The organism is Clostridium ragsdalei P11, from assembly GCF_001675165.1.
In the GTDB taxonomy this organism is placed as follows: domain Bacteria; phylum Bacillota; class Clostridia; order Clostridiales; family Clostridiaceae; genus Clostridium_B; species Clostridium_B ragsdalei.
In genome coordinates this window covers 88,422-103,459 of the sequence record NZ_LROS01000075.1, presented here as the reverse complement: position 1 = coordinate 103,459, position 15,038 = coordinate 88,422, and the positions used below count along the sequence as shown (strand labels likewise).

Genomic DNA, 15,038 nt, shown 5'->3' with positions numbered 1-15,038 from the left:
TCACAAGGAGGTATTCACAAAATATGGTAAAAGTTAAATTTACTCCATACAACAAAGAAATAGATGTTTTAGAAGGAGAAAATCTGCTGGAGGCTATAAGAAAAGCAGGTGTATTTATAGACACTCCATGTAATGGAAGTGGGTCCTGTGGAAAATGTAAAGTTAAGATAACAGCTGGAAATGTTATATCAGAAGATAGCAGGCATATTACAGAAAAAGAAAAAAAGGAAGGATATGTGCTTGCCTGTCAGTGTAAGGTTAAAGAAGATATATCAGTAGAAATACCAGGAACTGCATCCTCTTCAATGCATGGAATGAAAATAGAAGATTTCTCAAGCAAGAGAGAATATGAAATATTTGAAAGAGCTAAAAATCAAATATTAAAATGTGGTATGGAATTTAAGACTTATGTAAGGAAGGACTATTTAGAGTTAGATCTTCCTAATTTAAATGATAATATATCTGATTTTGAAAGATTAAAAAGGCATATTAAAAATCATTTAAATTGCAGTAATGTATTTTGTAGATTACCCATATTGAGGAAGATACCTCAGCTTTTGAGAGAGGCAGATTTTAAAGTAACCATAACTCATATACCTAGAGGAGTAGGTAAAACTACAATTATTGATATAGAAAAAGGGGATACGACAGATAAGATTTATGGAGTGGCAGTGGATATTGGCACTACATCTGTGGCAGCGTGTTTGGTGGATTTGTACAATGGTGAATTAATTGCAAAAGCTTCATCTGGAAATGCTCAAATAAAGTATGGAGCAGATGTTATAAACAGAATAATGTATTCTACTAAAGGTAACGGACTACAGGAATTGAATCACGCAGTGATACAGGAAACTATAAATCCCCTCTTAAATAAGATGTATATGGATTCAGGAATAAGAAAGGAACAAGTGGTATCCTTTGTTACGGCTGGTAATACAACTATGTCTCATCTTTTTTTGGGGTTGTATTCAAATTTTTTAAGAATGGAGCCATATATACCTGCTTTTGTTAAGACTCCTTTTATAAAAGCTTCCGAACTAAATATAGAAGTTAACCCTGAAACATTTATATATTTGATCCCTTGTGTAGCAAGTTATGTAGGGGGAGATATAACTGCAGGTGTATTGTCTTCGGGAATGTGGAATACTGAAGATAATATACTATTTATAGATTTAGGAACAAATGGTGAGATTGTATTTGGAAATAAAGAATATCTGATGACCTGTGCTTGTTCTGCAGGACCTGCCTTTGAAGGTGGAGAAATAAGTTGTGGAATGAGGGCATCAGGAGGTGCCATAGAAAAGGTTAAAATAGGTAGTGACTATGAACCTATAATTAGCGTTATTGGCAATGAAAAGCCTCTTGGAATATGCGGTTCAGGTATTATAGATTTAATATGTTCAATGATGTTTGCAGGAATTATTGATAGGAAGGGCAAAATAGTAAAAAATTTAAAAACTAATAGAGTTAGATTTGATGAAAACGGAATAGGGGAATATATTTTAGTTTTTAAAGAACAATATGATTTGGATAGAGATGTAAGTATAACAGATGTGGATATAGACAATTTTATTAGGGCAAAAGCAGCAATTTATTCTGGGATTACTACACTTTTAAATAACCTGGGAATGGATTTTACCATGATTGATAAAATCTATATAGCAGGAGGCATAGGAAATAGTTTAAATATAGGTAATGCTGTAAAGATAGGAATGCTGCCTGATATAGATCAGCATAAAATAAATTATATAGGTAATAGTTCTCTTATGGGATGCTATTTGACACTGATGAGTGAGGATGCAAGGCACAAACTGGAGGAAATAGCAAATCATATGACCTATGTAGAGCTTAGTGTAGATCCATTATATATGGATCAGTTTGTATCAGCTTGCTTTTTACCACATACGGATATAGAAAAATTTCCTAGTGTTAAGAAGCTTTTAGATAAATCTATTTAATCATATTAAAATTAATATTCTGCCATTTTATCATTATGTTATTTTAATAACATAGTAAAAGGAGTATACTTAAATTGAAGTTAATTTTTAACTTAGGGTAAACATTTATTCTGATATCAGGTTGGGCGAGTACCTTACCTGATATCAGAATTAATACCCTGTTTATATGTAAAATTTAAGAGGAGGTAATAAAAATGTGTGAATCAACAGCTTATTTGGTAACACCTGAAGGTGAACGTAAAATTATGGATTATGTAGTGGATATAATTCCAAAAGAAAATGGTAAGTTGTCATTGACAGACATTTTAGGAGAAGAAGAGATAATAGAAGGCATGTTAAAGGAAGTAAGACTTTTGGAGCATAAGATTGTAATAGAAAAGGCAATGTAGCTATTGTATAAGGAGGTACTAGAATGAACAACGAACATGAATGTCACCACCATCATGACGATGCATCTCATACTCATGAACATTATCATGATGGTATAGCTCATACTCATACACATGTTCACGATGATGATCACCATCATACTCATGAAATGTTAGATGGAGATGAAAGTAAGGAAGAAAAAACATTAAAAATACTTTTGGCTCACTGGGTGGAGCATAATAAATCCCATGAAGAAGGATTTGCAGAATGGGTAGAGAAAGCAAAAAATATGGGAAAAGTAGAAACTTCACAATTTATTGAAAAGGCAATCGGCTTTATGAAGCAAGCTGACAATATGTTGGAAGAAGCAGAAAAGCATATGGAATAGCTTAGATTAGGTTTGTTAAACAACTTCAATTTTATCAATGAATCTTACTTAGTGGGACCCACTAAGTTTAGATGAATTATCTAGGGGCGTAGCTACTGTTATGCACAGCATAAGAACTCTAAATCGCTAAAGCTCAAGAGTTCTAGTATCTCCCACTTTGATAGAAGTGGGAGTGTTACAGTAGATAGCCATCAGATAGAAAAATATAGGGTTGAAGTTGTTTAGTCCTATATACCATCTATGAGGAGATTATATAATTATTAGAAAATTAAAAAAATAATAATGCTATTTGTTTTGGAGGGATGTAATAGATGTACAAGAATGGTATAGACAAAAAACCAAAGGATGAAATACCCTATGATCACTATAAAAGTGTATTTAAGAATTTTAAACCTGAAGAAATGGCAAAAAATACAGGGTGCGTATACAATGAATCCAGAGGGGAAATAGAAGTAAAATTGATGGGAAAAAATGTAGTAGTAAAATATCCTTCCGGTGAGGTTCTTAATGAGGATGGTTCTGAAATGGAAAAATATCCTCCTAGGACTTTAATTTTGAGATATCTGATGCAGGGCAAAGGATTAGCACCTTCTGATAAATATATAACCTATAGAGAAGTGGATGGCGGAAATGTGTATTATAATAATTTTTATGGGAGATGCCTATTAAGATTATCTAAAACCTTTGGAAACAATATAAACAAATTTAAAGAAGTGTTTGAAAGTCTAGGAGCTCAAGAAGTAAGCATGGGGGATGCTGCTTATAAATTTAGATTTTTAAACAACATATATGTTATTTTTGCATTATGGGAAGGTGATGAAGAATTTGCACCTTCGTCCCAGATATTATTCAATAGTAATGTGCCATTTTATTTTACGGCTGAAGATTTAGCTGTTGTAGGAGACACATCTATAGGAATTATAACAAATTTAGCATATAAGAAATAAGAGATAAGAGATGGGGGTCTCGAAATGGAAAATAATATGTTAAAGCCAAATGAAATATGTAATGCTGCTGTAGGAGCGGGTTGTTCTAAAGCAGCACTAAAGACTTACCAACAAGCAGTACTTGGAATACTCGCGGGGGCGTTTATTGCATGTGGTGGTGTTGTTTCTGCCGTTGCATCTCATGGCATAACAAATGTTGGAGTTGCAAAGCTTGTAGGAGGAGCTGTCTTCCCGGTAGGACTTATGTTAGTAGTTATATGTGGAGCAGAGCTTTTTACAGGAAATTGTCTAATGGTTGTGCCACTAGTTGGCAAAGAGATAACCTTTAAGCCTATGATTAAAAACTGGATAGTAGTTTACATATTTAACTTTATAGGATCAGTTCTTGTAGCTTTTTTAGTATTTGAATCAGGGACTTTTGGTATGAGTAGTGGAAAGCTTGGTGGAACGGTTATAAAGGTAGCTTCTACTAAGGCATCACTTTCTTTTGGTACTGCTTTCTGCAGCGGAATAATGTGTAATTTTTTAGTATGTCTTGCAGTGTGGGGTGCTTTTGCAGCTAAAGATATGATAAGTAAAATTTTAATAATATGGTTTCCTATAATGACTTTTGTAACTTGTGGATTTGAGCATAGTGTTGCCAATATGTACTTTTTAACAGCTGGACTTTTTGCAAAATCCAATGCTTCATTTGTAGCAGCATCAGGAATTTCGCAAGATAAAATAGTATCTACAGCTGGAATAGTTCATAATTTAATACCTGTAACTTTAGGTAATATAGTTGGAGGATCAGTATTTGTTGGGTTAGCATATTTTGTTGTTTATAAATATAAATCTTCTAAACAAAAGGTGAGGGTATATAAATAAGGTATTTTTATACCCTTGATTGTTATTTAATTATCATTCTTTATTCTTGAATAGTGTGATCGCATATGTTAAACTTAATTTAATATTAAGAAATATGGTTATGACAGAGTAAAAAGAGAGCCAAAATTTTAAGACATTTAAGTGGTGCCTTAAGGTTGGCTCTTTTTATTTTTTACTATTACATAAGGAGGAATATTCAGTGTTTGATGTTACTATTATAGGAGCTGGAGTTGTTGGAAATGCTATAGCAAGAGAGTTGTGTAGATATAAACTTAATATATGTGTGGTAGAAAAAGATTCTGATGTGGGAAATGGTACTAGCAAAGCAAATAGTGGTATAGTTCATGCAGGGTTTGATGCAGAACCAAATACGTTAAAAAGTAAACTAAATGTGATTGGAAATAGTATGTTTGATAACCTCTCTAAAGAATTAGATTTCACATTTAAAAAGGTTGGTTCATTAGTGCTTTGCTTTAATAAATCTGAGGTGAAAAATCTGGAGAAATTAAAACAACAGGGGATTGTAAATGGAGTTCCTGATCTTGAAATAATAGATGGGGATAAAGTAAGACAAATAGAACCCAATATATCAAAAAATGTAGTTGCTGCACTATATGCTCCAACGGGAGGAATAGTTTGTCCTTATGAAATGACCATAGCACTGGCTGAAAATGCAGCTGTAAATGGAGTGAAATTTAAATTAAATACAAGAGTAATATCTTTAAAAAAGAGTAAGAAATTTTATATAATAGAAACAAATAGAGAAAATATAGAAACGAAACTTATAATAAACGCAGCAGGATTGTTTTCAGATGAAATTAATAATATGATAAGTGCTAGAAAAATTAAAATAGTTCCAAGAAAAGGGGAATATTGTTTATTTGATAAGACAGCAGAACATACAGTTTCAATGACTATATTTCAATTACCTACTAAGAAGGGAAAAGGAGTTTTAGTTACTCCTACAGTAGATGGAAATTTGCTTATAGGGCCTGATGCAGAAGATATAGAAGATAAAACAGACTTAACTACTACAAGTAGAGGGATAGATTTTGTAATTTCTAAGGCAGCTTTAAGTGTAAATAAGCTGCAAATGAAACAGATTATAACTTCTTTTTCTGGGCTTAGGGCACATAGTACAGAAGGAGACTTTATAATTGGAGAAGCAGAGGATGCGGAGAATTTTATAAATGCAGCAGGTATTGAATCACCTGGTTTAACCAGTTCTCCTGCTATAGCAGAAATGGTTAGAGATATTGTAGTTAGTAAGCTAAAACCAGAAAAGAACGATAAATTTAACCCTATAAGAAAAGGAATACCTAAATTTAGAGAAATGACAAATGAAGAGAGAAAACGTATGATTGCCAGTAACCCAAAGTATGGTAAAATTATATGTAGATGCGAAACTGTTACAGAAGGAGAAATATTAGATGCCATAAGGAGGCCTCTTGGTGCAAGGACAATGGATGCTGTGAAAAAGAGAACTAGGTCAGGCATGGGAAGATGTCAGTCAGGATTTTGCTCACCGAGAGTAGTTGAGATTTTGGCAAGAGAATTGAAGATCTCACCACAAGACGTAACTAAGTTTGGAAATAATTCAAATATATTAGTAGGAAAAGATAAACAGAGTTCTTGGCATCAGATAAATTAGGATAATTTGGAGGTTTAAAATATGCAAGAATATGATGTAGTAATAATAGGAGGCGGGCCTGCAGGGCTTGCAGCTGCTATATCAGTTAAAGAAGTAGGGATAGATAATATACTTATACTAGAGAGAGAAAATGAACTAGGGGGAATATTAAATCAGTGTATTCATAATGGATTTGGTCTCCATACTTTTAAAGAAGAATTGACAGGACCTGAATATGCTCAGAGATTTATAGATAAGGTAGAAGATTTAAAGATACAATATAAATTAAATACTATGGTGCTTGATTTAAATAAAGATAAGTGCATAACGGCTGTGAATGAAGAAGAAGGTATAATTGAAATAAAGGCTAAATCTATAATTTTATCTATGGGATGTAGGGAAAGACCAAGAGGAGCCATAAATATACCGGGAAGCAGATGTGCTGGGATATATACAGCAGGAGCAGCTCAAAAATTTGTAAATGTAGAAGGATATATGCCGGGAAAAGAAGTTGTAATACTTGGTTCTGGTGATATAGGTCTCATAATGGCAAGAAGAATGACGCTTGAGGGGGCAAAAGTAAAAGCTGTTGTGGAACTTTTGCCTTATTCTAGCGGGCTTAAGAGAAATATAGTGCAGTGCCTTGATGATTTTAGAATTCCACTGAGGTTAAGTTATACCGTAATAGATATAAAGGGAAAGGAAAGAGTAGAAGGCGTGACTATTGCTGCAGTAGGTAAAGATAGAAAGCCTGTTGAAGGTACTGAAGAATATATACCTTGTGATACTTTGCTTTTATCTGTTGGACTTTTGCCGGAAAATGAACTTTCGAGAAAAGCTGAAATAAATTTATCTGATGTAACAGGAGGACCTATAGTTGATGAAAGTTTGGAGACTAATGTAGACGGAATATTTGCCTGTGGAAATGTATTACATGTTCATGATTTAGTTGATAATGTAACATTAGAAAGCATAAATGCAGGTAAGAATGCAGCTAGATATGTAAAAGACGGAAAAAGATTTAGTGGACATAAAATAGAAGTTATAGCTGCTAGTGGTGTCAGGTATACAGTACCAAAGTATATAAATTCTAAAAATGTAGAAAAATCAGTAGATGTTAGATTTAGAGTAGGGGATGTATTTGAAGATAGTTTTATATCAGTTTATTTTGATAAGACGAGAGAAATGTACATAAAAAAGAGGATACTTACTCCAGGAAAAATGGAAACAGTTAATATTAGTAAAGAGCTGCTGAATAAATATACGAATTGTAGGGAGATAACAATAAAGCTGGAAAGGGAGCAGTAGTATGAGTACAAGAGAATTAACTTGTATAGGATGTCCTATGGGATGTCAGCTTTTAGTTAAGCTTAATAAGGATAAAGTTGTAGAAGTTACTGGAAATACATGTAAAAATGGAAAAGAGTATGGAGAAAAGGAATGTACTAATCCTACTAGGATAGTTACTTCTTCTGTATATGTAGAAGGCGGAGAAATGGATGTACTTCCAGTTAAAACAGAAAGGGACATCCCTAAAGACAGGGTATTTGATTGTATAAAGCTGCTCAAGGGAAAAGTAGTTAAGGCACCTATTAAAATAGGAGATATAATAGTAGAAAATGTAGTAAATTCAGGAATAAATATTATAGCTACGAAAAATGTAAAAAGAAGTAAGAGAAGCTAACATACTTACTTTTTTGCTACAGCAAGTAAACAGTAGTGTAACAGTAAATAAATATTATTCTAGAAGAATATGTTATAATAATATTGAGAATTTACTGGAGATAAACAGAGTTCTTGGTTTCAGGTGGAGTTTTTTCTCCATCTGAAACTTAGAAATCGTTATCTAGGGGCGTAGCAGCCGTTATCCCCCACTTTATAAGAAAAGCAGATATCCCAAATCTTTAATTTGGTGATAGTTGCTTTCACAGAGTGCGATGGGGGTATTACGGATGGTAACCATCGGATAAAGCTAGGAGGTATAATATGGATAAAATTACATTAGATGAATTGACAAATGAGCTTGGAAATTTTACACAGTTAAAACTTGAAAGCATACCAGATATAGATTTATACATGGATCAGGTAACTACTTTTATTGAAGAAAAGTTAGGATATTTAAAGAGAAATAAAGAAGATACAGCTATTACTAAAACTATGATAAACAATTATACTAAAGCAGGTATACTAATGCCGCCTAAAAAGAAAAAATATTCTAAGCAGCATATGATACTTATTATATTGACATATTACTTAAAACAAATTTTATCCATAGGTGATATACAGAGTTTATTTTCTTCTCTAGCTGAATCTATAAAAGAAGGAGAAGATCATACAAAAGATTTAGATAAGATATACCAGGATTTTTTGAAAATAGAAAAAATTCAAGTGGAGAGTTTTGTAAAAGATTTTAAATCAAAAATCACTGAGAATGATACCTTTAATTGTAATGGGGAAGAATTAGAACAGGATGAAAATAAACTTATAACAGTTGTAGTTATGTTGATTGTAAGGGCGAATATAGAAAAGAAAATGGCGGAAAGTATAATAGATAATTTCTTTGAAAAATAAATTGAGTACATAAACTTGCAGACTTGCAAATTTATGTACAAGTACAATAAGAGCTTAAAAAGTTATTTAAATAGTTTATTAAAACAATCTTTGCAAATCATGACTGTACCTTTGTTTGCAGATATTAGTTCACTACTACTTACTGATTTTTGACAAATTTCACATACGCGATGTTCATGCTCTTCATGGAAACTTGATGTTTTTTTAGTGTTTTTAAAGCTTCTTTTCTTATTTGGAGGAGGTGAGTAGTTTATAGGTTCATCTATGGTAGTTTTTTTAAAAACATTGTAGCTCATGTCATAAGTACTCTCACCAAATAACTCCAGTTCAAATCTAGGATAATCCTGGTCATAATGTTCTTCTATGATTAATCTTCTAATTTGGGCATCATTTATTATGAGTCCACTTTTTTCAATACCATCAAATATACTTTTAGTTATGTTGTTGGTATCAGGGTGTCTTTTTTTACTCTTATAGTATACTTTTAAAAGGGCTATAAGGGATTCTTCTATAACTAGTCCAGGATTTTGACTTCTGCATTCATAAGCTATTTCTTCTTCATAGAGGGCATATCTGTCGTGATATTTCCCGGAATTATAGGGCAATATGGCTCTTCCATTTACGTTAAACAGCTTAAAATTTGACTTAGATATAGGAGAACCTTTTACTACAATTTTTGCATAAGGTTTGATCATATTTATTTCTCCAGTATATAAAGTTTAGATAACTTAACTTTGCCACATAAGAAATTTTGAATTAATATAAAAATAATACGAAGCAAAGCCTCGCAAGTTAAGAATTAATAATGAAAAGTTAATAGTGAAGGATGATTTTTAGCTGCCGCAAAAAATCTTTAAATTTATATAAATCAGCAATGTTTCGCTTTAGCGAAACGAGTTATGAAAAGCTTAATCAAAGATTTTTTGTAGTGTAACGGAAAAAAATCCACATTAACTATTAATTCTTCATTCTTAACTATTAATTAAAAAAGTTGCTTCGCAAAGTTTTTAAAATGTGAAAGTTGAGTTAAATTATAATATGGCTATATTATATCATATGGATTTTAAGTCCCGGGAAATAAGTTGGAAATATACTATACTATAAAAAAGATAAGTAGTATAATTCAATGGTAGCTAAACAAGTGGATTAGAGACAAATTTTAATAACTTTATATGAAATGTAGGAAGGTAAGAAATTATGGAAAGAGATATAAAAATACTTGCTATAGAGAGCAGCTGTGATGAAACTTCTGCAGCTGTGGTGGTAAATGGAAGAGATGTTTTGTCTAATATAATATCTTCGCAGATAGATATACATACGAAATTTGGAGGAGTAGTGCCAGAAGTAGCCTCAAGAAAGCATATAGAGGTTGTAAGTCTTGTAGCACAGCAGGCTATTGAAAAGGCTGGTATTACATTTGATGATATAGATGCTGTAGGAGTTACTTATGGACCAGGACTTGTAGGGGCACTCCTTGTAGGGCTTCAGTATGCAAAAGGATTAGCTTATGCACTTAACAAGCCTTTAATAGGAGTAAATCACATAGAAGGACATATAAGTGCTAATTTTATACAATATAAAGATTTAAAACCGCCTTTTGTATGTATGGTTGTATCTGGAGGGCATACTTATTTGGTTTATATGAAGGACTATGGAAAATTTGAGGTTATGGGTCAAACTAGAGATGATGCGGCTGGAGAAGCCTATGATAAAGTTGCAAGGGCTATTGGACTTGGGTATCCAGGAGGACCTAAAATTGATAAGTTAGCGAAGGAAGGAAATCCAGATGCAATTAAATTTCCTAGGGCAAATTTTCATGATGGAAGTTCCCTTGATTTTTCCTTTAGTGGCTTAAAATCTGCTGTGCTAAATTATTTGAATCAAAAGGAAATGAAAAATGAAGAAATAAACAGAGCTGATGTAGCAGCATCGTTTCAAAAGGCTGTAGTAAGCTTTTTAGTAGACAATGCTATGAAGGCATGCAAGTTGAAAAATGTAGATAAAATAGCTGTAGCAGGAGGAGTAGCTGCAAATAGCTGTCTTAGAGAAACTTTAAAAAATGCAGGTCATGAAAGGAATATAGAGGTTTTGTTTCCAGAGATTATATTATGCACGGATAATGGAGCTATGATAGGAAGTGCCGCATATTTTGAGTATATGAAAGGGACTAGAAGTCCTCTAAGTTTAAATGCAATTCCAAACTTAAAACTAGGAGAAAGATAGATAAGTTATAGAGTTTCTAACTTAAAAATAAACTTATACGTAAGAATATTTAACCGTATTTGCGGCTTACCAAAATATTCGGAGTATAAGTTTATTTTCGTTTAGAAACTCTATCATGTTGAATAATTTACCACAATATATTGAGTAGCATAAATAATATATAGAATATACTATTTACAAAATGCATTACACGATATATAATAAATGGTATCGATATTGATTTTCTGTATAAAGAAAAATTGCAAATAGCATATTAATATATATATTGTCAAACTATAAACTGTAGATAACAAATTCCATTGTAACGTATACATACAGTATTCACACACTATACAAGAAGATTTTCAAAATAAAACTGTTATGCAAGGCAAAAAAAATAAAAATTCAATTGAAATAATTTTGATACTTATATATAATAGTAATGTGACTCAGATATTTAATAGTAAATATTAATAAATATTAATGAATATTAATATTTATACAAAATATATAATTTTTATAAAAGGGGATGGCGTACTTGTTAAAGAGGTTTAAGAGGGTTCTTGTAGCGAATAGAGGAGAAATAGCCATAAGAATATTCAGAGCATGTAAAGAATTGGGAATAACTACTGTAGCAGTATATTCAAATGAGGATAAGAGATCTCTTTTCAGAACTAAAGCTGATGAATCCTATATGATAGGGAAAAATAAGGGACCTGTAGAAGCATATTTAGATATTGATGAAATAATAGATATAGCTTTGAAGAAAAATGTAGATGCAATACATCCGGGTTATGGATTTCTATCAGAAAATCCTGAATTGGCAAAAAAGTGTAAAGAAGCAGGTATTGAATTTATAGGACCTACATCAGATATGATGGAGATGCTTGGTGATAAGATAAAATCTAAGATTGTTGCACAAAAGGCTGGGGTTCCAACAATACCAGGAGTTCAAGAGGCTATAAAGACAGAAGAAGAAGCTTTAAAATTTGCTAAGTTCTGTGGATATCCTGTCATGATTAAAGCAGCTGATGGCGGTGGCGGCAGAGGAATGAGAATAGTAAGGGAAGAAAAAGATCTCGTAGAATCCTACAACAGTGCTAAAAACGAATCCAGAAAAGCTTTTGGTTCAGAAAAAATATATATTGAAAAATATATTGAAAGTCCAAAACACATAGAGGTGCAGGTACTCGGAGATAAGTACGGCAATATTGTCCATCTGTATGAAAGAGATTGTTCTATACAGAGGAGACATCAAAAGGTGATAGAATTTACACCATCTTTAGCCCTCTCAGAAGAAAAAAGACAACAAATATGTGAAGATGCTTTAAAAATTGCAAGAACTGTAGGATATACAAGTGCAGGTACCTTGGAGTTTTTGGTTGATAAAAACGGAAATCACTATTTCATAGAGATGAATACTAGAATTCAGGTAGAACATACTGTAACTGAAATGGTTACAGGAATAGATATAGTTCAAGATCAAATACTTATTGCAGAAGGGCATTCACTTGATTCTAAGGAAATAGGAATAAAATCTCAAGATGATATAGAGTTAAAAGGATATGCAATACAATGCAGAATTACGACAGAAGATCCTTTAAATAATTTTGCACCAGATACAGGAAGAATAGATATGTATAGAACTGGTTCTGGATTTGGTATAAGACTTGATGGAGGGAATGGATTTACAGGCGCAGTAATAAGTCCTCATTATGATAGTTTGCTAGTAAAAACTGTATCTTGGTCAAGAACTTTTGAAGATGCCATAAGAAAGGCAATAAGGTCTATAAATGAGACTGTTATATCAGGAGTAAAGACAAATGCAGACTTTATAATAAAAGTGTTAAGTCATGAAAAGTTTATAAAAGGTGAATGTGATACTAATTTTATTGAAGATAATCCAGATTTATTTGATATAAAACCAAAACTAGATAAAGAGATGAGTGTACTTAAATTTATAGGAAATAAAGTAGTAAATGAGACTCGTGGAAAGAAGAAGAAATTTAATATACCTATTGTACCAAAAGTAGAAGAAAATATTAAATTGAGTGGAACGAAGCAGATACTTGATACCAAAGGAGCAGATGGATTAGTTGATTGGATAAAATCACAAGATAAGCTTCTTATTACAGATACTACTATGAGAGATGCCCATCAGTCGCTTATGGCAACTAGGGTGAGAACTAGAGATTTGCTTAAGATAGCAAAAGCACAATCAGTATTGACAAACGATCTTTTCTCCATGGAAATGTGGGGAGGAGCAACTTTTGATGTAGCTTATAGATTTTTAAATGAATCTCCTTGGGAAAGACTAGAAAAACTTAGAGAAAAGGTTCCTAATATACTATTCCAGATGCTCATAAGAGGAGCTAATGCAGTAGGATATAAGAACTATCCTGATAATGTTATTAGAGAATTTATAAAACAATCTGCAGCTTCAGGTATTGATGTATTTAGAGTATTTGATGCTTTAAACTGGCTTAAAGGAATGGAAGTTTCTATAGATCAGACATTAAAAGAAGGAAAAATAGCTGAAGCATGTATGTGCTATACAGGAGATGTATTAGATGACAAGGAAGATAAATATACACTTCAGTACTATGTAAACTTAGCTAAAGAAATAGAGAAAACTGGAGCACAGATTCTTGGAATAAAGGATATGTCTGCCCTATTAAAGCCATATTCTGCTTATAAACTTGTAAAAGCACTTAAGAATGAGGTATCTATTCCAATACATCTTCATACTCATGATACTACAGGTAATGGTGTGGCAACAGTACTCATGGCTGCCGATGCAGGACTTGATATAGCTGATACTGCATTCAATAGTATGTCTGGGCTTACTAGCCAGCCAGCTTTGAATTCAATAGCAGCAGCACTTAAAAATACACCTAGAGATACTAAGTTAGATGCAGATAATCTTCAAAAAATATCTAACTATTGGGAAGATGTAAGGCCTATATACAGTCAGTTTGAGTCAGGACTTAAGTCGAGTACTGCAGAAATATACAAGTATGAGATACCAGGAGGTCAATATTCAAACTTAAAACCTCAGGTTGAAAGTTTTGGGTTGGGGGATCGTTTTGAAGATGTAAAGGAAATGTATAAGAGAGTTAATAAAATGCTTGGCAACATAATTAAAGTAACTCCTTCTTCAAAAATGGTAGGAGACCTGGCTATATTCATGATACAAAATGATTTAGATGAAAAGAATATTTATGAAAAAGGTAAGAGCTTAACTTTCCCAGATTCTACAATTTCTTACTTTAAGGGAATGATGGGTCAGCCTATGGGAGGATTCCCAAAGGAACTTCAAAAAGTAGTTTTAAAGGGAGAAGAACCTTTTACGGTAAGACCAGGAGAACTTTTACCACCAGAAGATTTTGCCAAAATAAAAGAGTATTTAACTAAAAAATATAAGAGAGAATTTAATAATAAAGAACTTATAAGCTATGCTATGTATCCTGATGTATATGAAGGTTATCTTAAATTCTTAAGTGAATATGGTGATCTTAGCAGAATGGAAAGTGAAACATTCTTCTATGGACTTGCGGAAGGAGAACTTTGTGAAGTTGAAATAGGAGAAGGAAAGAGTTTATTTGTACAGTTATTAGAGATTACAAAAGTTGATGATGAAGGATACAGATTCTTAGTATTTGAGGTAAATGGTATTAAGAGAGACATAAGGATAAAAGATAACTTGGCTTTCTCTGGATCAGGAATAAAAGAAAATTCATGTGTTATGGCAGATGAAGATGATGAAAAAGAAATAGGATCAAGTATACCTGGAAACATTGTTAAAGTACTTGTAAAACCAGGAGATAAAGTAGAAGAGGGCCAGAGCTTAATTGTAATAGAAGCTATGAAAATGGAAACAAATGTTTCAGCTGCTGAAGCAGGAGTAATTGATGGAGTATTTGTAAAAGAAGGCCAGAGAGTTAAAACTGGAGAACTTTTAATTAGATTAAAATAGGTAAATATTATTAAAGGTACTATTAGAGTTTCTAATAGTACCTTATTTTTTAATACTCTAATAGCTTAACTTCACTAACTTAACCAGTTATGTTAGAATATATTAATAATGACAATTTAGCGGTTTAAAT

Annotated in this window: 12 protein-coding genes; 11 read left to right on the top strand and 1 reads right to left on the bottom strand. The window is 32.4% G+C overall.

From position 1 onward, the window contains the following. The first annotated feature begins 23 nt into the window (after nucleotides 1-23). The 9 genes from acsV to CLRAG_RS18365 all read left to right on the top strand — a co-directional run bounded on the left by acsV (nucleotide 24) and on the right by CLRAG_RS18365 (nucleotide 8,730). Complete coding sequence (acsV, locus tag CLRAG_RS18405) at nucleotides 24-1,958, top strand: corrinoid activation/regeneration protein AcsV (RefSeq protein WP_065079729.1); 1,935 nt, start codon at nucleotides 24-26, stop codon at nucleotides 1,956-1,958. Nucleotides 1,959-2,152: 194 nt separating this feature from the next. Further along, on the top strand, nucleotides 2,153-2,347 hold the full coding sequence (locus tag CLRAG_RS18400; RefSeq protein ID WP_065079728.1) for a CooT family nickel-binding protein: 195 nt from the start codon (nucleotides 2,153-2,155) through the stop codon (nucleotides 2,345-2,347). Nucleotides 2,348-2,370: 23 nt separating this feature from the next. Then, nucleotides 2,371-2,715, top strand: coding sequence for a DUF8180 domain-containing protein (locus tag CLRAG_RS18395; protein ID WP_065079727.1), 345 nt, complete (start codon nucleotides 2,371-2,373; stop codon nucleotides 2,713-2,715). Nucleotides 2,716-3,026: 311 nt separating this feature from the next. Next, nucleotides 3,027-3,662, top strand: a complete 636-nt coding sequence (locus tag CLRAG_RS18390) for a DUF3786 domain-containing protein (protein WP_065079726.1) — start codon at nucleotides 3,027-3,029, stop codon at nucleotides 3,660-3,662. 24 nt (nucleotides 3,663-3,686) lie between these two features. Further along, complete coding sequence (locus CLRAG_RS18385; RefSeq protein ID WP_065079725.1) at nucleotides 3,687-4,529, top strand: formate/nitrite transporter family protein; 843 nt, start codon at nucleotides 3,687-3,689, stop codon at nucleotides 4,527-4,529. A 199-nt stretch (nucleotides 4,530-4,728) separates the two neighbouring features. Continuing rightward, entirely contained in the window at nucleotides 4,729-6,180 is a 1,452-nt protein-coding gene (locus tag CLRAG_RS18380) for an NAD(P)/FAD-dependent oxidoreductase (protein WP_065079724.1), read from the top strand. A gap of 21 nt (nucleotides 6,181-6,201) precedes the next feature. Continuing rightward, on the top strand, nucleotides 6,202-7,467 hold the full coding sequence (locus CLRAG_RS18375) for an NAD(P)/FAD-dependent oxidoreductase (protein ID WP_065079723.1): 1,266 nt from the start codon (nucleotides 6,202-6,204) through the stop codon (nucleotides 7,465-7,467). 1 nt (nucleotide 7,468) lies between these two features. After that, complete coding sequence (locus CLRAG_RS18370) at nucleotides 7,469-7,843, top strand: DUF1667 domain-containing protein (protein WP_065079722.1); 375 nt, start codon at nucleotides 7,469-7,471, stop codon at nucleotides 7,841-7,843. A 302-nt stretch (nucleotides 7,844-8,145) separates the two neighbouring features. Beyond that, complete coding sequence (locus CLRAG_RS18365) at nucleotides 8,146-8,730, top strand: DUF1836 domain-containing protein (RefSeq protein ID WP_065079721.1); 585 nt, start codon at nucleotides 8,146-8,148, stop codon at nucleotides 8,728-8,730. 62 nt (nucleotides 8,731-8,792) lie between these two features. Here the strand turns inward: CLRAG_RS18365 and CLRAG_RS18360 are convergent, their stop codons facing one another. Further along, nucleotides 8,793-9,425: a RusA family crossover junction endodeoxyribonuclease gene (locus tag CLRAG_RS18360; protein ID WP_065079720.1), complete on the bottom strand. Its 633-nt coding sequence runs from the start codon at nucleotides 9,423-9,425 to the stop codon at nucleotides 8,793-8,795. A 502-nt stretch (nucleotides 9,426-9,927) separates the two neighbouring features. Here CLRAG_RS18360 and tsaD point away from each other — a divergent pair. Next, a complete protein-coding gene (gene tsaD, locus CLRAG_RS18355; RefSeq protein WP_065079719.1) occupies nucleotides 9,928-10,953 on the top strand; it encodes a tRNA (adenosine(37)-N6)-threonylcarbamoyltransferase complex transferase subunit TsaD in 1,026 nt (341 codons plus the stop codon). A gap of 508 nt (nucleotides 10,954-11,461) precedes the next feature. Beyond that, nucleotides 11,462-14,908, top strand: a complete 3,447-nt coding sequence (locus tag CLRAG_RS18350) for a pyruvate carboxylase (protein WP_207644840.1) — start codon at nucleotides 11,462-11,464, stop codon at nucleotides 14,906-14,908. Nucleotides 14,909-15,038: the final 130 nt, after the last annotated feature.